The sequence below is a fragment of the Rhizorhabdus dicambivorans genome, assembly GCF_002355275.1.
Taxonomy (GTDB): Bacteria; Pseudomonadota; Alphaproteobacteria; order Sphingomonadales; family Sphingomonadaceae; genus Rhizorhabdus; species Rhizorhabdus dicambivorans.
Genome location: NZ_CP023449.1, coordinates 4,660,548 through 4,685,765, shown reverse-complemented (window position 1 = coordinate 4,685,765; position 25,218 = coordinate 4,660,548). Strand labels below are relative to the sequence as shown.

The window sequence follows — 25,218 nt, the reverse complement described above, 5'->3', positions numbered from 1 at the left end:
TTTACAATCCTCTCAGCCGACGGAGCCGAGATTGTCGTCGGGGAGGCCGGGAAGCCTATCTCGTCTCGATGTCGAACAGCGCCGCGAGTTGCTCCACCATCGTCCCGCCCAGCTGCTCGACGTCCATGATCGTCACGGCGCGCTGATAATAGCGCGTCACGTCGTGGCCGATGCCGATCGCGATCAGCTCGACCGGGGAGCGGTTCTCGATCCAGCCGATCATCTGGCGCAGATGCCGTTCCAGATAGGAGCCGTTGTTCACCGACAGGGTCGAATCGTCGACCGGCGCGCCGTCGGAGATCACCATCAATATCTTGCGCTCCTCGCGCCGGCCGATCAGCCGGTTGTGCGCCCAGAGCAGCGCCTCGCCGTCGATATTCTCCTTGAGCAGCCCCTCGCGCATCATCAGGCCCAGCGACTTGCGCGCGCGGCGCCAGGGCTCGTCGGCCTTCTTGTAGACGATATGGCGCAGATCGTTCAGCCGCCCCGGCGACGGCGGGCGGCCCGCCGCCAGCCACGCCTCGCGGGACTGGCCGCCCTTCCAGGCGCGGGTGGTGAAACCCAATATCTCGGTCTTCACCGCGCAGCGCTCCAGCGTGCGGGCGAGGATGTCGGCGCAGATCGCCGCGATCGAGATCGGCCGGCCGCGCATCGAACCCGAATTGTCGATCAGCAGGGTGACGACGGTGTCCCGGAAATCGGTATCGCGCTCGATCTTGTAGCTCAGCGAATGGGTCGGGTTGATCACCACGCGGGCCAGCCGGGCGGCATCGAGCAGCCCTTCCTCCTGGTCGAAGTCCCAGCTGCGGTTCTGCTGCGCCATCAGCCGGCGCTGCAGCCGGTTGGCGAGCTTGGTGACGGCACCCTGGAGATGGACGAGCTGCTGGTCGAGATAGGCGCGCAGGCGCGTCAGTTCCTCTTCGTCGCACAGCTCGGTGGCGGCGATCTCCTCGTCAAATTGCGTGGTGTAGGGGTGATAGTCGAAGCTCGGCGGCAGGTCCGACAGCGGCCGGTTCGGGCGGACCGGCATCATGCCCTCCTCGCCGTCGTCGCCCATCTCGCCATCCATGTCGGACGGGCTGTCGTCGTCGAGCTGGCGCTGCTCGCCTTCCTCGTCGCCGCCTTCCGACTTCTCGGCGCGCATCTGCACCTCGGAATCGGACGAGCCGCCCGATTCGTCGCCTTCGTCCTCCTGGTCCTGGCCCTCTTCCTGCTGCTGGTCCTGATCGTCGTCGCCCGCCTCGGGATCGCTCTCCGGCGCCTGCTCGCCCTCCGTCAGCTCGAGATCCTCGAGCAGGCGGCTGACCAGCTTGGCGAAAGCGGCCTGATCGTCGAAGGCAAGTTCGAGCGCGTCGAGATCCTTGCCCGCCTTCTCCTCGATCCAGTCGCGCACCAGGCCCAGGCCCGGCTGGGCGATCGGCGGCGGGGCCTGTCCGGTCAGGCGCTCGCGCACCAGCAGGCCGATCGCGGTCGACAGCGGCACTTCCTCGCGGGCGCGGGCGCGCACCAGCGGGTCGGAGCGCAGCCGCACCTCCAGCGCCTGGTTGAGATTGTCGCGCACGCCCGCCATCGCCCGCGATCCCAGCGCCTCGATCCGCGCCTGCTCGACCGCGTCATGGACGGCGCGGGCGATCGGCTCGCTCGGCGCCATGCGCTCGTGCAGCGTCTGGTTGTGATGGCGGATCTTCAGGGCGAATCCGTCGGCGAAGCCGCGCGCCTCGGCCACGGCCTGCGCGGGCAGGCTGCGCGACGGCATCGGCACCCGCAGCTGCTTGTAGGAGGCCGATGGCGCTTCGGCGGTAAAGCTCACTTCCAGTTCGGGCTCGCGCGCCATCGCCCGGGCGGTGCCGCTCAGGACGAGACGAAAGGCTTCGAGGGGGGACTGCTCCGCCATCAGTCGAGCAGCAACCCCCGGAGCGTCGTCTTCACCCCGTCGTCCACGCCGATCGAGCCCAGATAGGCGTCCATTCCACCATGATCGCGATCGATGCTCTCGAAGGCGGCATCGAGATAGTCGGTGTCGGCCGCGAGCAGGGGTGCCATCACCGCGGCATCGACATCGCGATACTGGTCGGACGGCTCGCGGCCGATGATCCGGCTGAAATCCGCGTAGCGGTTGGTCAGCAGATAATCCTCGTAGATCGTGTCGCGCGGCACGCCGAGCGCAGAGAGGATCAGCGCCGCCGCGACGCCGGTGCGGTCCTTCCCCGCCGAGCAGTTGAACAGCAGCGGCACATGGCCGCCCGCCAGCCGCTCGAACAGGAAGCGATAGGACGGCGCATGCTCGACGAGCAGGTCGCGATAGACGATGATCATCGACGCGCGGACGCTATCGGCCGTGGGCAGGGCGCCACGCAGCAGTTCGCCGAGCACGCCGCTCGATGCGTCATGGTCGCGGGTCCAGTAGAGGGTCCCCGCCGGCTCGCACCAGCGGGTCGGATCGCGGCGGCGCTCGCCGGGCCGGCGGAAATCGCACACCGTGGCGATGCCGAGGCCGGCGAGATGCGCCTCGTCCGCCTCGGTCAGCAGCGACATCATGCCCGATCGGAACAGCATTCCGCGCTTCACCCGGCGCCCGTCCCCGGTCGCATAGCCGCCCATGTCGCGCAGGTTGAACCCGCCCTCCAGCGGCAGCAGCGGCGACATCTCCGTCATTACGCCTTCCCGACGATGCTCTCCGGCAGGTCCTTGCCGAACACGCGCTGATAATATTCGGCGACCAGCGTTCGTTCACTCTCGTCGCACTTGTTCAGGAACGACAGGCGGAACGCAAAGCCGACATCGTTGAAGATCAGCGTGTTCTGCGCCCAGCTGATAACGGTGCGCGGGCTCATCACGGTCGAGATGTCGCCGGCGATGAAGCCCTGGCGGGTGAGGTCGGCGACCTTCACCATGTCCTCGACCACCTTCTTGCCGTCGGGCTTGTCATATTCGCCGGACTTGGCGAGCACGATCTGCGCCTCGGTCGCGGCGGGCAGATAGTTGAGCGTCACGACGATGTTCCAGCGGTCCATCTGGCCCTGGTTGATCTGCTGGGTGCCATGATAGAGGCCGGTGGTGTCGCCCAGGCCCACCGTGTTGGCGGTGGCGAACAGGCGGAACCAGGGGTTCGGGCGGATCACCCGGTTCTGGTCGAGCAGGGTCAGCTTGCCCTCGGTCTCCAGCACGCGCTGGATCACGAACATCACGTCCGGCCGGCCGGCATCATATTCGTCGAACACCAGCGCGGTCGGGGTCTGCAGCGCCCAGGGCAGCAGGCCTTCACGGAATTCGGTGATCTGCTGGCCGTCGCGCAGCACGATCGCGTCGCGGCCGACCAGATCGATACGGCTGATATGCGCATCGAGGTTGATGCGGATGCACGGCCATTTCAGCCGTGCCGCGACCTGCTCGATATGGCTCGACTTGCCGGTGCCGTGATAGCCCTGGACCATCACGCGCCGGTTGAACGCGAAGCCCGCGACGATCGCCAGCGTCGTGTCCGGATCGAACACATAGGCGGGATCGAGATCGGGTACGCGCTCGTCCGCCTCGGAGAAGGCGGGCACCTCCAGATCGCTGTCGATCCCGAACAGCTCGCGCACCTTCACCATCTTGTCGGGCGACGCGAGCACCGTGTCGGTGCGGCTGTCGGGCTGGACGTTGGGGAGGTCGGTCATGACATGCTGCCTTAACTTGAATCGATTATGCTGCTTATGCGAAGGCGGGACGGCCTTTCAGCTGCGTATAAGCCGAAATCACATCCTGCAAAGCCTTCTCGTGGCTCCGGTCGCCGCCATTCCTGTCCGGATGATAGCGGCGAACCAGTTCGGCATAGCGGCTGCGCAGCGCGCGGCGGTCGGCATCCTTGTCGAGGCCGAGCGTCTTCAGCGCCTTGCGGTCGCCCTCCGACAGCTCCCGGCCATCCTTGCGTTCCTGGTCGGCTCGGCGGGCGAATCGGGCGCCGATCGCATCGAGCGGGTCGGTGAAGTCGGCCCACCGCGGGCTGCCCCCCGCATTGGGGGAAAAGGCGCGGGTCTCTCTGTCCCAGCCGCCATAGGGGGTCTGCTGCGCCTCGATCTCGTCGCTGCTCATGCCCGCGAAGAAATTATAGCCGCCGTTGAACGCGCGGACATGATCGAGGCACAGGTAGCGCCAGTCGCCGGGGCCGTCGAAACCCGAACGCTGGCCATGGGCCGCAGGCGCCCGGAACTCGCCTGGCGCCTTGCAGCCTGGTTCGGCGCAAGGCCGGCCTTTCCCTTCGATTCGCCCGTGGAAGCGCGGTCCCGCGCGCCTGGTGGCAAACTCTTCGCTCAACGCTCGCCTCTTCCTGACCAAAGCGCCTATATAGTGCGGATGAGCGAACTTCCCACCGGCCCCGTCGCCGCTGAAATCCACCGCCGGCTGAGTGCCGCGCTTGCCCCCACCCGCCTTGCCGTGATCGACGACAGCGAGAGCCACCGTGGCCATGCCGGCCATGACGGGGCGGGCGAAAGCCATTTCACCGTCGAGATAGAAAGCGCGGTCTTTGCCGGCCAGAACCGTGTGGCCCGCCAGCGCGCGGTCAACCATGCGCTGGCCGAGTTGCTGCGCGACAAGATCCATGCGCTGGCGATCAAGGCGAAGGCGCCGGGGGAGTAGGGTTTCGCGCCCGGCCTGACCGCCTGTTCGTTGCGCAGGGCAATATATTGGAACCTCCTGGCGCCTTCTCCGTTCAATCCGCATCTGGAACGGAGTGACTGCAATGCTGAAATGGGCGCTTATCTTCCTGGTGGTCGGCCTTGTCCTTGGCGCACTGGGCTTCGGCGGCATCGGTGGCGCCTTTGTCGGCCTCGCCAAGATCCTCTTCTTCATCGCGATTGCCCTGTTCATCATCTTCGCGCTGCTCGCCTTGTTCGCGGGCAAGAAGATCAGCCAATCGCTTTAGATACGATGTTGTTGCGTAGCGTTTCAGGGGCCGCCTCGGCGGCCCCTTTTTCGCGCGCCCGGAACGGGTCTATGCTGGTGCCATGAAAACGATCCTTGCCATCACCGCCGCCCTGCTCGCCGCCGCCCCGGCGGCCGCGCTCACCAATGACTACAGCAACCAGCTGAAGAAGCTGTCGTCGCTCCAGCAGCGCGCGACGATGCGCCGCGCGGTTCTGGACAACGGCCAATATTGCAAGCGGATCGGGCCGGTCGCCTATCAGCAGTCCTACAAGAATCTGGAGATGTGGACGGTCCAGTGCGATCGTGGCGCCGCCTATGCCGTGTTCATCGGGCTCGACGCCTCGGTGCAGGTCCGGCCCTGCCGCGACCTCGCCGATCTCAAGCTGCCGGTCTGTCGCCTGCCCAAATAAGCGAGGCCCCGGCTCAGCGTCGATGCCGCAGGATCATCGCGACCCGCTCGTTGGCGGCGCGGCCTTGCGCCGTGTTGTTGTCGCCGATCGGGTCGGCCCCGCCCCGGCCTTCGCTGGTCAGGCGCGAACCCGCAACGCCGCCGTCGCGCAGCGCATCCACGATCCATTTCGCCCGTGCCTGCGACAGCTTGATGTCCGCCGCTTCATCGCCGCTCGCCGCGGTGTAGCCGATCACATGCAGGTCCACATTGGGATTCGCCTTCAGGATCTGGATGCCGCGCGTGATGCGGACCTTGGATTCGATCGTCGGTTCGACCGAGCGGCCGTCGAACTCCCGGCCGCCCAGTTCGAAGCGCCGTTCGGTGTCATCGTTGGAAGCCAGCCAGTCGACCATGTCACGTCCGACGGTCCCCTTGGGCGCGGTCATCGTCGATCCGTTGGGCAGGGCGACGACCGCGGACAGGTCCCGCGCCGGCTGCGTCGTGACCGGACCTGTCTGTCCACAGGTCCTGATCGCAAGCGTCACGGCGACCAGCATGGCCAGTGCAAGCGCTATCAACAATGTCCTGCCCATAGATCCCCCGATCCTGCAGCCCCTACCGCCGCATCACGCCCCCATCGTCAGCAGGAAGATGAAGAAGATCAGCGCGGCCGTATAGGCCGATATGATCAGCGCGAAGGTGCGCCACAGCGCGCCGAAGCGGCCAAGTCCGTAAGCCCCCTTGAGCTGGCGGTACATGTGCCAGGGCGGGAACAGCAGCAGCACCGCCGCGATCGCCCCACCCCACAGGCCCAGCGCGGCGCCGATGCTCAGCGCGACCACCATCAGGGTCATCGCCGACAGCGAATAGGTGGCAAAGATGGCGTGATCATACATGCCGACATCGCGGCGGAAGGCGAACAGCAGCCAGATGAAGGGCAGGGAGATGGGGATCAGCGCCCAGGAGAATTTATAGGCGCTCGACTGGAGCTTGTAGGCCGCCAGCTCGGGATTGTCGGCGGCATGCTGGATGACATGGTCGACCCCGGGAACCCCGGTCTTGATCCCGGCCTCCTCGATATCGATCGGCTGTGACTTGATGTTGGGTTTGAGGATGCCCTTGGTCACCAGCCGCAGCCCCGCCTCGTCGGAGATGAGATCGCCCAGCTGTTCGTTCAGCTTGGGGTCGCTCCTGCCTTGGGCCTTGAGCGCATCCTTGCGCGCCTTGAGCGTCCTTATTTCGGTCTCGACCCGCTTCAGCTCATTGGCCGCGTCGGTCCGCGCCTTGGCGGTGGCGGCGACATCGCCCGTGTTGAGCGGTCCGAACGGCCCGCCCAGCACCCCGAAGACCGCGACCATCAGGAAGACCGAGAAGAGGAACAGCGCCATCGGCGAGACGAAGTTCACACGTTCGCCCTGGATGTAGCGCCGGGTCACTTCCCCCGGCCGCCAGAACAGCAGCGGCAAGGTGTGCCAGGTCCGTCCTTCGAAATGGAACACGCCATGGGCTATGTCGTGAAACAGGCCTGACGCGGTGCGATGGATATGCGCCGTCTGGCCGCATCGATGGCAATGCGGCCCGACCAGCGCGGTGCCGCAGTTGAGGCAGGCGCCGCCATGACCTTCATGACGCGATCGGCCCGTCCCGTCGATCGCCCCCGCCGCAAGGCCGCCGGTGGCGGCATCGGCCATTGCTTCGAATTCCCCTGACATGGCTGAAAGCTAGCATTGGCGGGCGACAAGCGCGAGGGGGCTTTGGAGCGGCGCCACGGCTATGCTAGTGGCGCGGCCATGACCGAAGCCGTTGCCATGCGCCCCACCGACGCCGCCGCCCTGATCGCGGATATGGGCACACGTGCCCGTGCCGCCGCCGCCCGGCTCGCGGGAACGCCGACCGCCGACAAGGCGAGGGCACTGGTCGAGGCCGCGAAGGCGATCCGCACGCAGGGCGAGGCGATCCTCGCCGCCAATGCCGGGGATGTCGCGCGGGCCCAGGCCAATGGCCTGTCGGCGGCGATGATCGACCGGCTGACGCTGAACCCCGCGCGGCTGGAAGGCATGGCGGCGGGCCTGGAGGCGGTTGCCGGCCTGCCCGATCCGGTCGGCGAGACGATCGACGAGACGCGGCGGCCGAACGGCCTGATCCTTCAGCGGGTGCGCGTGCCGCTGGGCGTGATCGGCATCATCTATGAAAGCCGCCCCAACGTCACTGCCGATGCCGGTGCGCTGTCGCTGATGTCGGGCAATGCCTGCATATTGCGCGGCGGTTCCGAGGCGTCGGCCAGCAACCGCGCGATCCACGCCGCGCTGCTCGATGGCGTGCGCGCGGCGGGCCTGCCTGACGACGCGATCCAGCTGGTGCCGGTCACCGATCGCGCGGCGGTCGGTGCGATGCTGACGGCGCAGGGGCTGATCGACATCATCGTGCCGCGTGGCGGCAAGAGCCTGGTCGCGCGCGTGCAGGATGAGGCACGGGTGCCGGTGCTTGCCCATCTCGACGGCATCGTCCATCTCTATATCGACGGTGCCGCCGATCCGGCCAAGGCGCTGCCGCTCGCGGTCAACGCCAAGATGCGCCGCACCGGCGTCTGCGGCGCGACCGAGACGATCCTGATCGACCGCGCCTATGCCGCCCCCCAACCCATCCTCGCCGCGCTGATCGAGGCGGGTTGCGAGGTCCGCGGCGACGGCGCGATCCAGGCGCTCGACGCGCGGGTGAAGCCGGCGTCCGACAATGACTGGGACTGCGAATATCTCGACAGCATCGTCTCGGTGGCGATGGTCGACGGGATCGAGGCGGCGATGGCGCACATCGCCCGCCACAGTTCGCACCACACCGACGCGATCGTCACCGAGGACCAGGCAAAGGCCGATCGCTTCCTGAGCGCGGTCGACAGCGCGATCGTGATGCACAACGCCTCCACCCAGTTCGCCGATGGCGGCGAGTTCGGGCTGGGCGCCGAGATCGGCATCTCCACCGGCCGGATGCACGCGCGCGGCCCGGTCGCGCTCGAAGGGCTCACCACCTACAAATGGCTGGTGCGCGGTTCGGGGCAATTGCGCCCCTGAGCCGTGCATAGGCCTGTTGTCAGGCCTGTAAGCTAATCTCGTTTGTTATGGATGTGGCCCGATCCCACCTTCGGGCCAGTTTCAGCGCGAGAATCCGCCATGGCCACAGCGACCAAGCCGCAATCCCCTTATGTCAGCAGCTTCGGGCTGCAGGTGCTGGCCGGCATGGCCATCGGCCTGCTGCTGGGCCTGCTCGCGCGGTCGATGGGGCCGGCCGGCGGCGATCCCAACGCGCTCGCCCAGACGCTCGACCTGATCGGCTCGCTGTTCGTCCAGCTGCTCAAGGCGCTGGTACCGCCGCTGATCTTCGCGGCGATCGTCACGTCGATCGTCAATCTGCGCGACCTGACCAACGCCGCGCGGCTGGTCGGCCAGACGCTGCTATGGTTCGCGATCACCGCGTTGATCGCGGTGAGCATCGGCATCGCGCTGGGGCTGCTGATCCAGCCCGGCGTCGCGGCCGGGGTCGCGCACAGCGAGGCGGCGGTGCCCAAGACGATGGGCAGCTGGCTGGACTTCATCAAGGGGCTGGTGCCCGCCAATGCGCTCGGCATCTATGCCAGCAACAAGACCGGAGACGACGGCGCCGTCACCACCTCGATCGGCTTCAACGTCCTCCAGATCATCGTCCTCTCGATCGCGGTCGGCGCCGCCGCGCTGAAGGCGGGGGAGGCGGCCGAGCCGTTCATCGGCTTCGTGCGCGGCCTGCTGATGATCATGCGCAGGCTGCTCTGGTGGGTGATCCGGCTGACCCCGATTGGCAGCGCGGGACTGATCGGCGCCGCGGTGGTCAAATATGGCTGGGATGCACTGGCAGGGCTGAGCGCCTTCGCGCTGTCGGTCTATATCGGCCTCGGGCTGGTGCTGCTGGTGGTCTATCCGCTGCTGCTGCTCGCCAACGGCATCAGCCCGCGCCGCTATTTCGCGGGGGCATGGCCGGCGATCCAGCTCGGCTTCGTGTCGCGTTCCTCGGTCGGCACCCTGCCCGTTACCGAGCGCTCGGCCGAGCTGCTCGGCGTTCCGAAGAGCTATGCGAGCTTCGCGGTGCCGCTCGCCTCGACCACCAAGATGGACGGCTGCGCGGCGATCTATCCGGCGATTTCGGCGATCTTCGTCGCGCAATTCTACGCGATCCCATTGGGCGTCACCGACTATGGACTGATCGTGCTGGCTTCGGTGCTGGGCTCCGCCGCGACCGCCGGGCTGACCGGCGCGACGGTGATGCTGACCCTCACCCTCTCCACCCTCGGCCTGCCGCTGGAAGGGGCAGGCCTGCTGCTGGCGATCGACCCGATCCTCGACATGGGGCGCACCGCCGTCAACGTCGCCGGCCAGATCCTGGTGCCGATGATCGTCGCCAGGCGCGAGGGGATATTGGAGGAGCCGGCGGCGGAGGGCGTGCTGGTGGCGGAAGCCTAGGACCGCAACGCCAGTTTCCAGCCGACCGAAAGACGCCAGTCCTTCTCATAGCCGGCATAGGGCCGGTCGAGCGGCTTGGCCGCCTCGAGGAACAGCGCCGCCTTGCTGGTATAGGCCAGGCGCAGGCCGCCGCCGGCCGAGGCGAGGTCGAAGGTCCCGCCGGGCAGCGGGCCGCGCGGCAGGATGCGCAGCTTCGCCGCATCGGCAAAGGCATAGAGTTCGGTCGCCCCGAACAGCTTCGACTTCATCATCGGCTTGACCGCCAGCTCGGCCAGGGCGCCCGCGCCGCGATCGCCGGTCAGCACCGCGATCTCGAAGGCGCGGCCCAGCTCCTCGCCGCCGACCGCGAAACGCTCCGCCGCGGGAAGCCTGTCGCGGCTATATTGGCCGCTCAGCCGCAGCCGGGCGATGAAGGTCTTGCCGATCGCCTGGTCGAGGCTGATCCGGGCGTTGGCCTTGGTGAACCGCGTTTCCGCCAGCGGTGCGGTCACCCGGGCGCCGAGCATGTCGAGACCGCGGCTGACGGTGACGCCGCCGGCCAGCGTCCGCTTCGGCAGTGCCTCGACATAGCCAAGTGCGACGCGAGCGGCGCGGGTGCGTTCGCTGGCGATGAGCTGGCCGAAGGCGGCATTGTCGCTGTTCAGCCCGTCGACTCCGGCCGAGGCGGTGAGGTTGCGCCGGTAATCGCGGATCAGCGGATAGCTGTAGGTCAGCCCGACGATCTCCGCGTCGCCCTTGATCGGCGTATTGCGGGGTTTCGTCTTGAGATAGCCGGCCGATAGGGCCAGCCGCCCGCCATTGCTGCCGATCGCAGTCGAATGGCTGAGCGAGGCATAGCGGTAATTGCGGAAATTGGTCGATGCGGCGAGATTGATGTCGGTCTGGTCGCCGCCGCGCAGCAGATGGAACAGGGTCGCCCTCGCGGTGAAGGCGCCGCCGCGATAGGTGGAGCCCGCGCGGTTGTCGAAGCCGCTGGCGAACTCGTTCTTCTTGTCGCGGACGGTCAGGACGATACGGACCAAGCCCTGCGCCGATCCCTGGACGATGTCGATGTCGGTCGTGGTTCCCGGCACATCCTGGATCAGCGAAACATAACGCTGCAGGGTCGATTTGCGCAGCGGCTTCTCGGCGGTCAGCCGGTCGCCGATCGCGGCAACCAGGCGGCGCGCGCGCCCGGTCGACGTATCGGTGACGATCACCTGCTCGACGGTGCCCTCGATCAGCAGCACCCGCAGCACGCCGTCCGATATGTCCTGGTTGGGGATCAGCACCGAATAGAGCGCGACGTCGGCTTTTGCATAGCCGGCCGAGACAGCCGCCGCGACATTCTGCAGCGTGGCGCGCGTGGCCGGCTTGCCGATATAGGCTTCGGCGGCCCGCGCGGCTTCGATCGGCGCCTGGGTGCCGACGAAGCGGATGGCCTTGATGATCGTGCCGCCCTGTTCGGCGCCACCTTCGATCACCGGCGCCGCCGTGGCCGGCGCCTGCCGCGCCGCATTGGGCACGGTGGGCGTGATCGGCTGAATGCGATCCGCGCGGTTGCGGTCGAGGATCAGCGGCGACTGCGCCCCAGCCGCCATGATCGGCGCGCCGAGCGCCAGCCCGGCTGCGACCAGCCCGGTCGATGGTCTCATCGAGACATCCCCTGTTGTGAAGGAAAGATAGGGGCGGAGCTGGCCCTCCGCCCCGATGCGGGGATCAGCCGCCCTTGCCCAGCAGGCCTCCGACAAGTCCGGTGACGCCGCCCGTGCTCGTGGTGGTGCTGCCCGACGCCGTGCCGCCGGCCGTCACCCCGCCGGTGAGCGGGGCGGTGAGGGTGCCGACATTGGTGGTCAGCGTGTTGCCGGCCGACAGCACGCCGGCCGTGACCGCGCTACCCGTGGCCTGGGTGGGCGACAGCACGCTGGCCCCGATCACGGGGTTGGCGCCACCGTTGAGCAGTGTCGTGTTGCCGGCGCCGACGGTGGCGAGCCCGTTGGTGGGCAGGGCGCTGGTGGAGCCGGTCACGCTGCCGCTGGCGCTGGTGCCCGCCACCGGCCCGACCGAGGCTGTCAGGGCATTGCCAGCGGAACCGACTCCCACCGTCGCGAGGCTTCCGGTGGTCTGGGTGGGCGAAAGTACGCTGGCACCCACCAGCGGAGCCGTGCCTGTCGTGCCGAGCACCTGCGTCGTGCCGACGGTCGCGCCCGCGATCTGGCCGACGGTGCCGGTCAGGCTGCCCGTGCTGCCCGGCACCACCGCGGAAATCGCCGTCGCATTGTCGGTGCCCAGCGGTGTCGCCACCGCCTTGACGATGTTGCCTGCGGCATCGACGCCAACCGTGGCCAGCGAGCCCATATTCTGGGTGTTGGACAGGACGCTGGTGCCGACGAGCTGGGAACCGCTGCCGGGCAGCACATCCTTGTTGAGGACGTTGAGCGAAACGGCTTCGCCCACCGCCGCGGTAAGCCCGTCGACCAGATAGGTCCGCCCCTGGCCGGTGTCGACCAGCGCCTGGCCGGTGGATTGGAGGACCTGTGATACCGTGCCCGCGATCGGCACCGAGCCCGGCACGGCGCTGTCGACCGCTTGCACCAGGGTCGGCGTCTGTCCGTTGGCGCCGAGTACCGCGTTGCCCGCAGCGACCAGAACCGGCCCCAGCGCGCCCGGATTGGAAGGATTGCCCGTGTTGGGGAGCAGCCCGGTATCGGCCAAGCCGTCGGGGCCGGCAACGCCGGGAACCGGCAAGGTGGCCAGCAGGCCGCTGGTCGATCCGCTCGTCGAGCCCCCGGTGGAGCCGCCTGTGCTGCCGGTGCCGGTCCCGCCGCCTCCGCCGCCGCCGCTTCCACCGCCGCCCGCGCCAGTTCCGCCCGATCCCGAACCTCCCGAACCGCTGCCGCCCGCGCTGCCGCTTCCCGAGCCGGTGTCACCGCCCGATCCCGAACCGCTGCCATCGCCCGAACCGCTTCCCCCATCGACGGGGGTCGTCGGAAGCTGGCCGACGCCCGCCACCCGCATATTGCCCGAACTGTCGCAACCGGCGAGCGCCAGCGCGGCCGTCGAGACGAACAAGATAGAGGGAAGTGTTTTCGCCCGATGAATAAACATAGCAACCTCCACAACCTTGATGGCCGAGTAATCTTCACCGGCGCCCGCCGTTCCCTTGCATCCGCTTTCGGATCAAAAAGGCTGATAAGTAGCTTTGCGTAATAGACTTTTTGCGACCCGATGATCGTATCTGGATCGTGCAGGGAGAGGATTTCCTCCAGATCGGATAAGTCTGGATCAGTCCTTGGTCCGGTGAAGAACAGGGATGTAAGAACTGTGCCAACTCTTGGGTCTCTTCATGAGCACCTGGAGATTCGATCGCGAGATGGAGGCTTGCGATCGCTGCTGCCGGCTATGGCCGGCGAAAAGCCCCTGGGTGCGAATAGGGCCGGTGCCGGCGGACTTCGCGCCAGCATGGAACGCGCGCTGCACTTCCGCCGGGCGCAGCATCAGGTCTTTCCGGAAACCGTCCTGCGTGGTGCCTGCTGGGATATCATGCTCAGCTGCATGGCAGGCGAACTGGCCGGCCGGCCGGTTTGCGTGAAGCAGATCCGCACCCAGCTCCGGGAATCGCAGACATCCGTGCTGCGGCGGATCGATGAACTGGAACGATCGGGTCTCGTGCAGCGTCGCCGTGACGAGATGGATGGACGACGGACCCTGTTGCGCCTCACCCCGGAGGGTGACGATGCCATGTCGCGTTTTTTCTCCGCCTTGGACGATTCGGCTGGCTGAACGCAACCCCGCACCGTCCCGAACGTTCAACCAGGGTTCACGCGCCGCTTGCGATAAGCTGGGGCAGAACTAGGTTGAGGGCTCGGCTCGTTCCGGGCCTGAAATAATGACAAGGCGCAGCACCATGCCGATCCTTCGCAAGCTCCTCGCCGTGGCGGCCCCGATCGCGCTGCTCGCGGTTTCCGCCTGCACGCAGCCCTTCGAGGCCAAGGTTTCGCGCTTCCAGGCCCTGCCGGTGCCGGAAGGCCAGACCTTCACCGTCATTCCCACCGACGCCCGCAACCAGGGCGGGCTGGAATTCGCCCAATATGCCAGTCTCGTGACCCAGAGGCTGGCGGCTTATGGCTATCGCCCGGTGGACGGCGCGGGCCAGCCGGAACTGGTGGTGAAATTCGATTATGGCGTCGACAAGGGCACCCCCAAGGTGGTTTCGCGGCCTTCGATCGGCCCGGCCTTTGGCCCCTGGGGCTATGGTGGCTTCGGCCCCTATGGCCGGCGCTGGGGCTATGGATCAGCCTTCTATTATGGCTGGGATCCTTTCTTCTACGATCCCTGGTACCGGCAGGATATCGATACCTACACGGTCTATACCAGCTGGGCCGACATGACGATCGAGCGCGTCTCGGACGGCAAGCATCTGTTCGAGGGCAAGGCGCGGGCCCGCTCGCTGGACGATGCGCTGCCGCGCCTCGTGCCCAACCTGGTCGAGGCGATGTTCACCAACTTCCCCGGCAATTCGGGCGAAGAGGTGAAGATCACCGTGGCACCGCCCGACAAGCGGAAGTGACCCGCTTCCCCTCCCTTTGAAGGGAGAGGATCGAGGGGTGGTGACGCAGCCGGGCGCATCACGACAGATCACCCACCCTGGCCCTCTCCCCTGAAAGGGAGAGGGAACTACCCCACCACCGACAGCTGGGGCCGGCCCAGCGTGCCGATCCGCGCGGTCATGTTCGGCAGGCGCTCGATCCGGGCCACCAGCTCCGCATCGAGGCGGAAGTCGCGGCCGAGCAGGATTTCCGCGCGGGTGCCATCGGGCAGGATCGCTTTCAGATACATTTCACCACGCCCGCCGCGCTCCTCGGCCATCATTGCGGCGAGTGCCGGGATCGCGGCCGGATCGGCGGTCTCGACATCCACCCTCAGCCGGATCTGCTGCATCGAGTCATAATTCTGCAGCCCGCGCACCGTGACGCGCGGCGTCTCTTCGCCCGCGCGCCAGTCCAGCTCGACGCGGAGCAGCGCGCAGGCCCCCGCCTTGGCCGCGGCCTCCAGCTCGCCTGCCGCCAGATCGTCGAAGCAGGTGGCTATGAACTGGCCCGAACTGTCCGAACAGGTCGCCATCATATAGCGCTTGCCCTTGGCCGAGGTGCGGTAGCGCGCATCCTCGATCAGCGCCGACATCACCGAATTGACCCGTCCGCCATCGACCGGCGCCGGGAGCGCGCACAGCGCCGCGAAGCTGCGCGCGCCATTGGCTTCCGCCAGATGGCGGACCCGGTCGGTCGGGTGCGACGAGAAATAGAAGCCGAAGCTCTCCTTCTCGGCCGCCATGCGATCGGCGAGGGTCCAGTGGACGCCCCGATCGATGCGGATCGGCGCGACGTCGCCGGGGCTGTCGCCGAACAGGCCGCCCTGGCCGCTCTCTCGCTGCGCCGCGGCGCTCGATGCATGTGCCAGGATCACCTCGGCCGAGGCGAACACCCCGGCGCGCTCCTCCTCGATCATGTCGAACGCGCCGCCGCCGGCCAGGCTTTCCAGCTGGCGCCGGTTGATCAGGCGGGGGTCGATACGGTCGGCGAAATCCTCCAGGCTCCGGAACGGCCCGCCTTTCTTCCGCTCCTCGACCAGCTGTTCCATCGCCTTCTCGCCGACGCCCTTCAAGGCGCCCAGCGCATAGCGGACGACCAACTCCTCTCCCTGCTGCTCGACCGAATATTCGGCTTCGCTATGGTTGATGCACGGCCCCAGGCACTGGACGCCCATGCGGCGCATATCGTCGATGAAGATCGCCAGCTTGTCGGTCTGGTGCATGTCGTAGCACATCGAGGCCGCGTAGAATTCGGCCTTGTGATGCGCCTTCATCCAGGCGGTGTGATAGGCGACCAGCGCATAGGCCGCCGCGTGGCTCTTGTTGAAGCCATAGCCGGCGAACTTGTCGATCAAGTCGAACAGCTCGTTCGCTTTCTCGGCCTTGATGTCGTTCTTCGCGCAGCCCTCGACGAAGCGGCTGCGCTGGGCATCCATCTCAGCCTTGATCTTCTTGCCCATGGCGCGGCGAAGCAGATCGGCGTCGCCGAGCGAATAGCCCGCCAGAATCTGCGCGGCCTGCATCACCTGTTCCTGATAGACGAAGATCCCGTAGGTCTCGCCGAGAATTCCTTCGAGCAGCGGGTGTGGATATTCGATCGGCTCGCGGCCGTTCTTGCGGGCGCCGAACATCGGGATATTGTCCATCGGCCCCGGTCGGTAGAGCGAGACCAGCGCGATGATGTCCTCGAAGCAGGTCGGGCGCACCGCCGCCAGCGTGCGGCGCATGCCTTCCGATTCCAGCTGGAACACGCCGACCGTGTCGCCGCGCTGGAGCAGGGCATAGACTTCGGGATCATCCCAGGCGAGGGTGTCGAGATCCACCTTCACGCCCCGCCTGGCGAGGAACTGCACCGCCTTCTGCAGCACCGACAGCGTTTTCAGGCCGAGGAAGTCGAACTTCACCAGCCCCGCGCCCTCGACGTATTTCATGTCGAACTGGGTGACCGGCATGTCCGAGCGCGGATCGCGATAGAGCGGCACCAGCGCGTCCAGGCGCCGGTCGCCGATCACCACGCCCGCCGCGTGGGTGGAGCTGTGGCGCGGCAGACCCTCCAGCTTCATCGCCAGGTCGAGCAGCCGGCGAACCTCCTTGTCACCCTTATATTCGGCGGCCATCTCGGGAACGCCATTGAGCGCGCGGTCCAGTGTCCAGGGATCGGTCGGGTGGTTGGGGATCAGCTTGGCGAGACGATCGACCTGGCCATAGCTCATCTGCAGCACGCGGCCGGTGTCCTTGAGCACCGCGCGCGCCTTCAGCTTACCGAAGGTGATGATCTGGGCGACCTGGTCGCGGCCATATTTCTGCTGGACGTAGCGGATCACCTCGCCACGCCGGGTTTCGCAGAAGTCGATGTCGAAGTCGGGCATCGACACGCGTTCCGGGTTGAGGAAGCGTTCGAACAGCAGGCCCAGCCGCAGCGGATCGAGATCGGTGATGGTCAGCGCCCAGGCGACCACCGAGCCCGCGCCCGAACCGCGCCCCGGGCCCACCGGTATGTCATGTTCCTTCGCCCATTTGATGAAGTCGGCGACGATCAGGAAATAGCCGGGGAAGCCCATCTTGATGATGATGCCGGTCTCGAAATCGAGCCGGTCGAAATATTGCTGGCGCTTCTCGGGATCGGTGATGCCGAGCTTTTCCAGCCGCATCTCCAGCCCCGCCTTCGCATCGCGGCGCAAGGCCTCCGCCTCGCCCTCCCGGTCGCCGGCGAGGCTGGGCAGGATCGGTTTGCGATAGGGGGCGGAGAAGGCGCAGCGCTGGGCCACCACCAGCGTGTTGGCAAGCGCCTCGGGAATGTCTTCGAACAGCTCCGCCATGTTGCCGGCAGGCTTCATCCACAGGTCGGGCGAACTGCGCGGCCGTTCGACCGTGTCGATATAGGAGGAGCTGGCGATGCACAGCATCGCGTCGTGCGCGGCGTGGAACTCGGGCTCGGCGAAGCAGGCGGGATTGGTCGCGACCAGCGGCAGATCGCGCGCATAGGCCAGATCGATCAGCGCTTCCTCGGCGGCCTCCTCGGTCGCGTCGCCACGGCGGGCCAGCTCGATATAGAGCTTGCCAGGGAACAGCGCCTGCAGCCTGTCGGCATAGGCGGCCGCCGCATCGCGCTGTTCACCCGCCAGCAATTTCGCCAGCGCGCCCTCGCCACCTGCGGTCAACGCGATCAGCCCTTCGGTGCGGCCTTCGAGCGCCGAAAGCGGGACATGCGCCTCCTCATGCACCGGCCGTTCGAGATGCGCGGCCGAGACGAGCGCGCAGAGATTGTCATAACCGGCGGCGTCCTGCGCGTAGAGCGCCAGCCAGTCGATGATCAGCTGGTCGATCCCGGGCCGCTTGATCGCCAGCATCGTGCCGATGATCGGCTGGACGCCCTCCTTCTTGGCGCCGTCCGAAAAGGCCATCGCCGCGTACAGGCCGTTGCGGTCGGTCAGCGCCGCCGCCGGAAAGCCGAGCTTCTTGGCCTGTTTGGCGATTGCCTTGGGATCGATCGCGCCTTCGAGCATCGTGTAGGCGGAGAAGATGCGCAGCGGGACGAAGGACTGATACGGCATGCTCGCAATGTATGCGCGATGGCGCGAATCGCCAGCCGAAGTTGAAGCTTATCCACAAGCAAGATCCTCCCCGAGCGGAGCTCCGGGAGGATCTCAAGAAGCCGTCGGGAAGCAGCTCTCGGTGCTCAGCGTGGTGATCGGCGAGGGCAGCAGCTTGGTGGTGGCCCCCTGATAGCTGGTCGAGATCGCGACCTTGGTCATCCCTGCCATCGACTGGCAGGTCGCCGAGGTTGTCAGCGTAACCGCCGCCGCGGTCAGCGGCACGCCGAAACCGTTGGCGCGATTGACGGCATAGGTCTTGACCTCGGCCGAGCTGTCGCAGGTGCTGACGCCCAGGGCCGCGCAACGGGCTGCGTCGGTCGCCACGCTCTGGAGGGTCTGATAGGTCCAGGCGGCGCGTGCGCCGTCAATGATCAGGAACAGGAACATCATGAAGGCCGGCGCGACCAGCGCGAACTCGGTCGCGGTGACGCCCCTGCGGTCGCGGAGCAGCTTCCTCATTGCAGCCGCACCACCGCGCTGCGCGTCTGCACCATGTTGCCGCCCAGCATCGCGGCGGGAACCAGCATCGTGCTCGACGTCGCGACCGCCTTGATGTTCATATAATAGCCCGCAAGGCTGCCGTCCGCGCAGGCGGCGTTGCAGGCGGTGGTGGTGAAGGTCGGGTTGGGCGCAGAGCCGCTGACGCAGGCGCAGGTGCGGGCGCTGTTGACGCAGTTGGAACTGCCGCCGTTGCATCCCACCGTTACCGTCGGTGCGCTGGACAGCCTTGCGGCGGCCCCGACATAGGTGCCGATAGCCGCCTGATCGACGCTGGAGCGGCTGTTGAAGGCGATCATCGCGCCCTGCTCGACCGCGCTGTCGAGCCGCAGCCGCTGCTGATACCACATGGCGATGTCGAGCCCGGCGGTCATCACGAAGAAGAACAGCACCGAAAGCAGCGCGAACTCGATCGTTGCGACGCCGCGTTCCTCGCGCGCCAGCCGGGAGAGGATGCCGCGCTTCATTTGAACAGCGCCACATTGGCCACCGAGCCCGATGTGGACAGGCTCGAGCAGGTGCTGGCCACCGTGGTCCCGCCGGACAGGAGCAGCGTCTTGAGGATCAGCATCAGGCAGTTGGTGCCGTTGCTCGACAGCGCCGCGCCGCCGCTGACGGTCATGTCCGATTTCGGCGCATAGACCAGCCCGGCATATTTGTTCTGCGATCCGCCGCCGATCGAGGTCGCGGTCGTGCTCTTGGTAACGATCAATAGGCCGGGGACGCCATAGCTGCCCGAGCTGCTCGGCGCCGCCAGATCGAGCGAGGTGCCGCCCGCCAGGGTGAAGGTGCCGCCCAGCGCGAAGCTGACATCGGTGCCCGCCATGGTGCCGCCGGTGTTGTTGGTGAAATTGCCCTTGATGTAATAATTGCCCGACCCGAAGGTGGAGCTGCCGTTCAGGCTGAGATTGCCGTTGATGACGTGCGTCGCAGCCTTTGGGAAGATCAGGGTACTGCCGCCGCTCGTCAGCACCTGTCCGTTGGCGCTGAAGGTGCCCGCCGCGGCGCTCGGCGCGGTGCAGTTGGCGGTGAAGCAGAGATAGGAGCCGCCGCCGATGTTGATCGCGGTCGGCGTGCCGGCGCCGTCATTGCCGATCGTCACCGCGTCGCCGACGCCGGTGTTGACGCGGATATAGCTGCCGCCTGCCTCGGTGATCGCGCCGGTGACGGTGAAATCACCACTGCCGATGTTGAGCTGGCGTCCGCCCGAGACGGACAATGTGCCGAAGCTGTGTGCGCCATTGCCGATGGTGATGACGCTGCCGCTGTTGAAGCCGAAGGTGCCGACCACGGTGACGGTGCCGTCGCCGATCGTCAGGCTGTTGCCGCTCATGTCGACATTGTTGAACTTGAAGTTTAGCCCCGGCCCCTGGAACACGGCGTTGATGCCGCCCGCCATGACGAGGTTGCGATAGCCGGTCGTCACGAAGCTGGGCGGAAAGGTATAAGTGGCTGTGCTGCTGTTCCAATAAGGCAACAATGCCGCACTCGGACTATAGTTCAGAGGCAGATCGGTGGTCGAGACTGATGCGGTCTGCGTCGCCGGCGTCACCAGCGGCGTGATGCAGACGGTGTTGCCGTCCGCATAATCGGCATCGCTGCTGCCAGTCAGCTTGTTGACCGCGCACAGCATCGCCTTGAGGCTGCTATTGTCCTGCATCCAGTCAGTCGCCGCGCCCGCCTTGTTGGCCTGGATGTTGTTGGCGGTCGGCGTGGTGGTGATGCCGCTGCCGGGATTGATCACCGAGCCGGCCGCGGAGACCTGCTTGGCGGTGATATAGGTGCCCCAGGGCACCTCGACCCGGCCGTTGCTGTTGATCGCGCAATTGGGCGCGCTGATGCTGACGCCGCCGGACAGCACCACTCCGGTCGCAGCGGCGGTGTGGAGCGTGGTGATGCAGGGCGGCGTGGTGGTCGCCGTGGTGCTGGTGGTGGCCGAGCCTACCGCCCGCACGTCATAGCTCAGCGCCGTGGTCAGCACCCGGGCGAGCGACAGCGGGACGGAGGTGGTGACGGTCACCTGGACGAGCTGCTTCGATGTCGCCGCGTCGGTGACGAGCGCCACGCTGGCGGCACTGGCAGCGAGGCCCTGCGCCGCGACCACGGCCTTGGCCGTCGCGGTCATCTCGCTGGTCGAGCTGTTGACATTATAGGCCAGCGCGCCCGCCAACGCCGCCGTATCGGCGATGCGCTGGTTGCTGGCGCGCGCGGCATAGCCTTGGCTGGCCTCGACCGCGAAGGCCCCCATGCCGATGATCGAGGTCAGCGCGAGCGCGCCGATCAGCGCCACGCCGCCGCCCTCATGGCGATGCAGCGCGCGGAGCGACGACGCGATCGAATGAACCCAGGTCCGGACCATGGCGCCGTTCTAAACGGGAATGCTTAACGACCTTGCCAAGGACCTTGGTTAACGCGCCCGCCTTTCAGCTCAGATGCCCGTCATGGAGGCGCACCACACGGTCCATCCGCGCCGCAAGCCGTTCATTATGCGTCGCGACCAGCGCGGCCGATCCCTCCTGGCGCACCAGCCGGAGGAACTCGGCCAGCACGATGTCGGCGGTCGTCTCATCGAGATTGCCGGTAGGCTCGTCGGCCAGCACCAGCGCGGGCCGGTTGGCAAGCGCGCGGGCGACCGCGACCCGCTGCTGCTCGCCGCCCGACAGCTGCGACGGGCGGTGGCTGAGCCGCTGAGCGAGACCGAGCGTGCTGAGCAGCTCCTCGGCACGGGCTCTGGCAGGCGCGGGTTCCGCCCCGTGGATCAGCTGGGGGAGGACGACATTCTCGACCGCCGTGAAGTCCGGCAGCAGATGGTGGAACTGGTAGACGAAGCCCAGGCGATCGCGCCGCACGCGGGTACGACCGGCCGAATCGAGCTTCGCCGCCTCCTCGCCGGCGATCCGGATCGAGCCCTCGAACCCGCCCTCCAGCAGCCCGACTGCCTGCAGCAGGGTGGACTTGCCCGAGCCCGAGGGCCCGAGCAACGCGACGATCTCTCCCGGCGCGATGGCGAGGTCGACCTGGCGCAGCACATGGATGGCGACATCGGCCTGGTGGAAGGTGCGGCTGAGCCCGCGCAGCTGGAGGACCGGCTCACTCATAACGCAGCACCTCGACCGGGTCGGTGCTGGCGGCCTTCCAGGCCGGATAGAGCGTCGACAGGAAGCTGAAGCCGAGCGCCATGACGATGATCGCGGTGACCTCGACCGGATCGCTCTTGGCGGGCAGCTCGGTCAGGAAGCGGATCGACGGGTCCCAGAGATTCTGGCCGGTGATCAGCTGGACGAAATTGACCACCGCCTGCCGGTAGAAGAGGAACACCGCCGCCAGCACGATGCCGGTGCCGGTGCCCAGCACCCCTATCACCGTGCCCACGGTCATGAAGATCTTCATCAGCGCCGCGCGCGATGCGCCCATGGTGCGCAGGATCGCGATGTCCCGTCGCTTGGCGCGAACCAGCATGATCAGCGAGCTGAGGATATTGAACACCGCGACCAGGATGATCAGCGACAGGACGATGAACATCGTCACCCGCTCGACCGCCAATGCCTCGAACAGCGAACTGTTGAGATCGCGCCAGTCGCGGACCTGCCCGACCAGCGCGACCTTGTCCTTCAGCGGTGCCAATATCTCGCCCACCCGATCGGCATCGACCGTCTGCACCTCGATCATTCCCACCGCATCGCCCAGCATCAGCAGGGTCTGCGCGTCCGGCATCGGCATGACGACGAACGCCTTATCATAATCATAGACACCGACCTCGAAGATCGCGGCGACCTGATAGGAGACGATGCGCGGCACCGTTCCGAAGGGGGTGGTCTGCCCCTGCGGGCTGATCAGGCTGATCTGGCTGCCGAGGTCGGCGCCCAGCTGCTCGGCGAGCCGCGCGCCGATCGCCACCCGATCCGATCCGGGCGCCAGCGCGTTCAGCGAGCCGCGCACCACCTTGCCCTGCATCACCGGATTGCGGCGGATATCGGGGATCGTCATGCCGCGCACCAGCACCGCCTCGACCCGGCCGCCATAGGTCGCCATCAGCGGCTGTTCGATCAGCGGCGTCGCGGAGGTGACGCCGGGCAGCTTCCTCGCCTCGGTGGCGATGCGCTGCCAGTCGGGCAGTTTCCCGTCATAGCCCTGGACGACGGCATGGCCGTTGAGGCCGACGATCTTGTCGAACAGTTCGGCGCGGAAGCCGTTCATCACGCTCATCACCACGATCAGCGCGGCGACGCCCAGCGCGACCGCGACGAGGCTGATCGATGCGACCAGGAAGATGAACGCCTCGCCCCTGCCGGGCAGCAGGTAGCGCTTGGCGATCATGCGCTCGTAGCGATTGAGGATCATGAGAAAAGGAAGACCCTCATCCCAGCCTTCTCCCGCAAGCGGGAGAAGGAGCAAAGCGCCCGACCGTCCCGCCCGACAGAGCCCTCTCCCGTCTTCACGGGAGAGGGTTGGGTGAGGGTCTTCTTGTTCTTATTCACCCGCAACCTTCGCGATCGCGTCCTCGATCGACAGCTCGACCTTTTCGCCGGTGGCGCGGCGCTTCACTTCGACAACGCCCTTGTCGAGGCCCTTGGGGCCGATCACGATCTGCCAGGGCAGGCCGATCAGATCCATCGTCGCGAACTTGGCGCCGCCGCGCTCGTCGCGGTCGTCGTAGAGCGTCTCGACACCGGCGGCCTCGAGCCTGGCGTAAAGATCGTCCGCCGCACCGGCGCAGCGCGCATCGTCGGCACGCATGTTGATCAGGCCGACATGATAAGGCGCCACCGCGTCGGGCCAGATGATGCCCGCATCATCATGGCTCGCCTCGATGATCGCGCCCATCAGCCGCGACACGCCGATGCCGTAGCTGCCCATCTGCGGCACCACCGGCGAGCCGTCCGGCCCCTGCACGCTCATCCCCATCGCCGCCGAATATTTGGCGCCGAAATAGAAGATGTGGCCGACCTCGATGCCGCGGCGTTGGACTACCTGATCTCCAAGCTCTTGTTCTCGATGGAGATCTCTCTTCTCATCCGTGGCGGCATAATGTTCTCGGTAAAATGCCATCTCTCTTTCGCCGAGGTCGTCTGAGAATTCCCAGCCAGTCAGATCATTTATGCTGGAACGGTCCAATACCGCCTGCTCAACAAAAACCTCACTTTCGCCGGTATCAGCCAAGACGATGAATTCGTGACTCAGATCTCCCCCGATAGGGCCTGTGTCTGCCCGCATCGGAATAGCGTTCAGGCCAAGTCTCGTGAATGTCCGAAGGTAGGCAATGAACATCATCGCGTAGCTGCGACGCGCGCCCTCGGCGTCGAGATCGAAGCTGTAGGCGTCCTTCATCAGGAACTCGCGGCCGCGCATCACGCCGAAGCGGGGGCGGACCTCGTCGCGGAACTTCCACTGGATGTGGTAGAGGATGCGGGGAAGATCGCGATAGCTGCGCGTGTTGTCGCGGAAGATCGCGGTGATCATCTCCTCGTTGGTCGGCCCGAACAGCATCTCGCGGTCATGCCGGTCCTTGATGCGGAGCATTTCGGGGCCATAGGCATCGTAACGGCCCGATTCGCGCCACAGGTCGGCCGACTGGATCGTCGGCATCAGCATCTCGATCGCCCCGGCGCGATCCTGCTCCTCTCGGACGATCTGCTCGATCTTGCGCAGCACGCGATGGCCGAGCGGCAGCCAGCTGTAGATGCCGGCGGCTGTCTGCCGGATCAGCCCCGCGCGCAGCATCAGCTTGTGGCTCACGATCTGGGCGTCGGCGGGCGATTCCTTCATCACGGGCAGGAAGTGGCGGGAGAGGCGCATGAAACGGGTTACTCGCAATGAAACGGAGATGCGGCTGTCTATTCGTCGAAGCCGTTCGGAGCAACTGCTTCGCGGATCGAATCGCCCCCGTACCGGTCGGTCTCTGTTGCCAAGAAAACACAGTTGTCAGTCATTCGAGTCCGCTTCCTTTGAAAGCCAATGACAAGATCAGAGGCTCCCTGTAGGAAAAGCGTCACTGAACATGAGCAAACAAAACAGGCCATGGTTCGGGGAAGAAAGTCGTTGTTCCGCCGTCATTTAAAGGGGTGACCGGTGTAGAGCGCGACAAGGGGGTTGGCGAATTTTCGTCACGCGGCGCCGGGATCGGAAACGATCCCGGCGCTTGCATTTTCAGACCATCGCGGCTGCGCATCGGCCTGCCGCTGCTGCGGATAAGCGGACCGAGTCGGGCGTTTCCCCATCGAAGGAGAATCGCCATGGCCAGCCAGCCGCCCCCGCCCGAGGACATTCCCGCCGATACGCCGGTGGACATACCGGTGCCCACGCCCACTGACCCCGATCCGGGCGCGCCAAGTGATCCAGTGATTCCGGGGCTGCCGGGCTGAGCAAGCAGGCGGTCCACGAAAAGCGCTCGGCGGGAAGCGGAGCGCGCGCAGCGACGCTAGAAACTGATCGGCCCGACCTGGAAATTATCGGCGTAGGCCTGGATCTTGAGCTTCTTTTCCGGTCCAGCCACGACATGGGCGGTCAGCCCTTCGCGGCCCGCATAGGCCTGCGCGGCGGCCAGCGTGGGGAAGGTCAGGCTGACCTGGCCGCGCGTGTCGCCTGAGCCCGCCCAGCCGGTCAGCGGATCGGGGCGCTTAGGCTCGGCGGGTTCATATTCCATCACCCACTGATCGGTGCGCGCGCGTCCCGACTGCATCGCGTTCTTTGCCTGCTGATAGATACGTGCATGCGCCATGATGATCGTCCCGAGGGGATATCCGTTGCCCTCGCCATGCCGCAGCGCGG

The 25,218-nt window shown here is 66.6% G+C and carries 24 protein-coding genes; 8 read left to right on the top strand and 16 right to left on the bottom strand.

The features are described 5' to 3' along the window. Nucleotides 1–55: 55 nt before the first annotated feature. Genes cobT through CMV14_RS22055 form a run of 4 tightly spaced genes read right to left on the bottom strand, consistent with a single transcriptional unit; the run spans nt 56 to nt 4,296 of the window. A complete protein-coding gene (cobT, locus tag CMV14_RS22070) occupies nt 56–1,894 on the bottom strand; it encodes a cobaltochelatase subunit CobT (protein WP_066965638.1) in 1,839 nt (612 codons plus the stop codon). Continuing rightward, complete coding sequence (locus tag CMV14_RS22065; RefSeq protein WP_066965641.1) at nt 1,894–2,655, bottom strand: tyrosine-protein phosphatase; 762 nt, start codon at nt 2,653–2,655, stop codon at nt 1,894–1,896. Before CMV14_RS22065 ends, cobT begins: the two co-directional genes overlap by 1 nt. Beyond that, on the bottom strand, nt 2,655–3,659 hold the full coding sequence (cobS, locus tag CMV14_RS22060) for a cobaltochelatase subunit CobS (RefSeq protein ID WP_066965644.1): 1,005 nt from the start codon (nt 3,657–3,659) through the stop codon (nt 2,655–2,657). Before cobS ends, CMV14_RS22065 begins: the two co-directional genes overlap by 1 nt. 34 nt (nt 3,660–3,693) lie before the next feature. After that, nucleotides 3,694–4,296 carry a J domain-containing protein gene (locus CMV14_RS22055; RefSeq protein WP_066965647.1) on the bottom strand — a complete coding sequence of 201 codons (603 nt, stop codon included), beginning with the start codon at nt 4,294–4,296 and terminating at the stop codon, nt 3,694–3,696. Between the two features lie 39 nt (nt 4,297–4,335). Between CMV14_RS22055 and CMV14_RS22050 the strand changes: the two genes are divergently transcribed. The 3 genes from CMV14_RS22050 to CMV14_RS22040 all read left to right on the top strand — a co-directional run bounded on the left by CMV14_RS22050 (nt 4,336) and on the right by CMV14_RS22040 (nt 5,318). Next, a complete protein-coding gene (locus CMV14_RS22050) occupies nt 4,336–4,620 on the top strand; it encodes a BolA family protein (protein ID WP_066965650.1) in 285 nt (94 codons plus the stop codon). A 103-nt stretch (nt 4,621–4,723) separates the two neighbouring features. Continuing rightward, a complete protein-coding gene (locus CMV14_RS22045; RefSeq protein WP_066965654.1) occupies nt 4,724–4,906 on the top strand; it encodes a DUF1328 domain-containing protein in 183 nt (60 codons plus the stop codon). An 82-nt stretch (nt 4,907–4,988) separates the two neighbouring features. After that, the gene (locus CMV14_RS22040) at nt 4,989–5,318 is read left to right on the top strand and encodes a hypothetical protein (protein ID WP_066965657.1); all 330 of its coding nucleotides are present in this window, start codon (nt 4,989–4,991) and stop codon (nt 5,316–5,318) included. A 13-nt stretch (nt 5,319–5,331) separates the two neighbouring features. Here the strand turns inward: CMV14_RS22040 and CMV14_RS22035 are convergent, their stop codons facing one another. Next, nucleotides 5,332–5,712 (bottom strand): OmpA family protein, encoded by a 381-nt coding sequence (locus CMV14_RS22035; RefSeq protein ID WP_192876303.1) that lies wholly within the window; start codon nt 5,710–5,712, stop codon nt 5,332–5,334. A 213-nt stretch (nt 5,713–5,925) separates the two neighbouring features. Then, nucleotides 5,926–7,011, bottom strand: coding sequence for a DUF3667 domain-containing protein (locus CMV14_RS22030; RefSeq protein ID WP_066965663.1), 1,086 nt, complete (start codon nt 7,009–7,011; stop codon nt 5,926–5,928). A 78-nt stretch (nt 7,012–7,089) separates the two neighbouring features. On the opposite strand from CMV14_RS22030, the gene CMV14_RS22025 reads away from it, so the two are divergent. Together CMV14_RS22025 and CMV14_RS22020 are read left to right on the top strand one after the other, a co-directional pair. Next, the gene (locus CMV14_RS22025) at nt 7,090–8,367 is read left to right on the top strand and encodes a glutamate-5-semialdehyde dehydrogenase (RefSeq protein WP_066965790.1); all 1,278 of its coding nucleotides are present in this window, start codon (nt 7,090–7,092) and stop codon (nt 8,365–8,367) included. Between the two features lie 99 nt (nt 8,368–8,466). Next, nucleotides 8,467–9,786, top strand: a complete 1,320-nt coding sequence (locus tag CMV14_RS22020) for a dicarboxylate/amino acid:cation symporter (RefSeq protein WP_066965667.1) — start codon at nt 8,467–8,469, stop codon at nt 9,784–9,786. On the opposite strand, the gene CMV14_RS22015 is transcribed toward CMV14_RS22020, so the two are convergent. Then, entirely contained in the window at nt 9,783–11,420 is a 1,638-nt protein-coding gene (locus CMV14_RS22015) for a ShlB/FhaC/HecB family hemolysin secretion/activation protein (protein WP_066965670.1), read from the bottom strand. The genes CMV14_RS22020 and CMV14_RS22015 overlap by 4 nt on opposite strands. Before the next feature lie 64 nt (nt 11,421–11,484). Continuing rightward, nucleotides 11,485–12,873: a hypothetical protein gene (locus tag CMV14_RS26905; protein ID WP_192876302.1), complete on the bottom strand. Its 1,389-nt coding sequence runs from the start codon at nt 12,871–12,873 to the stop codon at nt 11,485–11,487. Between the two features lie 273 nt (nt 12,874–13,146). On the opposite strand from CMV14_RS26905, the gene CMV14_RS22005 reads away from it, so the two are divergent. After that, on the top strand, nt 13,147–13,548 hold the full coding sequence (locus CMV14_RS22005; protein ID WP_176488944.1) for a MarR family winged helix-turn-helix transcriptional regulator: 402 nt from the start codon (nt 13,147–13,149) through the stop codon (nt 13,546–13,548). 124 nt (nt 13,549–13,672) lie between these two features. Continuing rightward, the gene (locus CMV14_RS22000; protein ID WP_066965679.1) at nt 13,673–14,335 is read left to right on the top strand and encodes a DUF4136 domain-containing protein; all 663 of its coding nucleotides are present in this window, start codon (nt 13,673–13,675) and stop codon (nt 14,333–14,335) included. A 107-nt stretch (nt 14,336–14,442) separates the two neighbouring features. Here CMV14_RS22000 and dnaE read toward each other — a convergent pair whose 3' ends face one another. From dnaE to proS, 7 genes are all read right to left on the bottom strand, one after another. Then, nucleotides 14,443–17,910: a DNA polymerase III subunit alpha gene (gene dnaE / locus CMV14_RS21995; protein WP_066965683.1), complete on the bottom strand. Its 3,468-nt coding sequence runs from the start codon at nt 17,908–17,910 to the stop codon at nt 14,443–14,445. Between the two features lie 93 nt (nt 17,911–18,003). Then, entirely contained in the window at nt 18,004–18,411 is a 408-nt protein-coding gene (locus CMV14_RS21990) for a TadE/TadG family type IV pilus assembly protein (RefSeq protein WP_066965686.1), read from the bottom strand. Then, nucleotides 18,408–18,917, bottom strand: a complete 510-nt coding sequence (locus tag CMV14_RS21985) for a TadE/TadG family type IV pilus assembly protein (RefSeq protein ID WP_066965689.1) — start codon at nt 18,915–18,917, stop codon at nt 18,408–18,410. Before CMV14_RS21985 ends, CMV14_RS21990 begins: the two co-directional genes overlap by 4 nt. Continuing rightward, on the bottom strand, nt 18,914–20,809 hold the full coding sequence (locus tag CMV14_RS21980) for a TadE/TadG family type IV pilus assembly protein (RefSeq protein WP_066965691.1): 1,896 nt from the start codon (nt 20,807–20,809) through the stop codon (nt 18,914–18,916). The genes CMV14_RS21985 and CMV14_RS21980 overlap by 4 nt, the downstream gene beginning before the upstream one ends. Nucleotides 20,810–20,873: 64 nt before the next feature. After that, nucleotides 20,874–21,548, bottom strand: a complete 675-nt coding sequence (locus tag CMV14_RS21975) for an ABC transporter ATP-binding protein (protein ID WP_066965693.1) — start codon at nt 21,546–21,548, stop codon at nt 20,874–20,876. Continuing rightward, nucleotides 21,541–22,791 (bottom strand): lipoprotein-releasing ABC transporter permease subunit, encoded by a 1,251-nt coding sequence (locus CMV14_RS21970; RefSeq protein WP_066965695.1) that lies wholly within the window; start codon nt 22,789–22,791, stop codon nt 21,541–21,543. The genes CMV14_RS21975 and CMV14_RS21970 overlap by 8 nt, the downstream gene beginning before the upstream one ends. 129 nt (nt 22,792–22,920) lie before the next feature. Continuing rightward, nucleotides 22,921–24,246 carry a proline--tRNA ligase gene (gene proS, locus CMV14_RS21965; RefSeq protein ID WP_066965698.1) on the bottom strand — a complete coding sequence of 442 codons (1,326 nt, stop codon included), beginning with the start codon at nt 24,244–24,246 and terminating at the stop codon, nt 22,921–22,923. Nucleotides 24,247–24,683: 437 nt separating this feature from the next. Here proS and CMV14_RS27415 point away from each other — a divergent pair, with 437 nt between their 5' ends. After that, nucleotides 24,684–24,812 (top strand): hypothetical protein, encoded by a 129-nt coding sequence (locus tag CMV14_RS27415; RefSeq protein ID WP_255250149.1) that lies wholly within the window; start codon nt 24,684–24,686, stop codon nt 24,810–24,812. Between the two features lie 56 nt (nt 24,813–24,868). Here the strand turns inward: CMV14_RS27415 and CMV14_RS21960 are convergent, their stop codons facing one another. Continuing rightward, on the bottom strand, nt 24,869–25,168 hold the full coding sequence (locus CMV14_RS21960) for an ETC complex I subunit (RefSeq protein WP_066965791.1): 300 nt from the start codon (nt 25,166–25,168) through the stop codon (nt 24,869–24,871). Between the last annotated feature and the right edge of the window lie 50 nt (nt 25,169–25,218).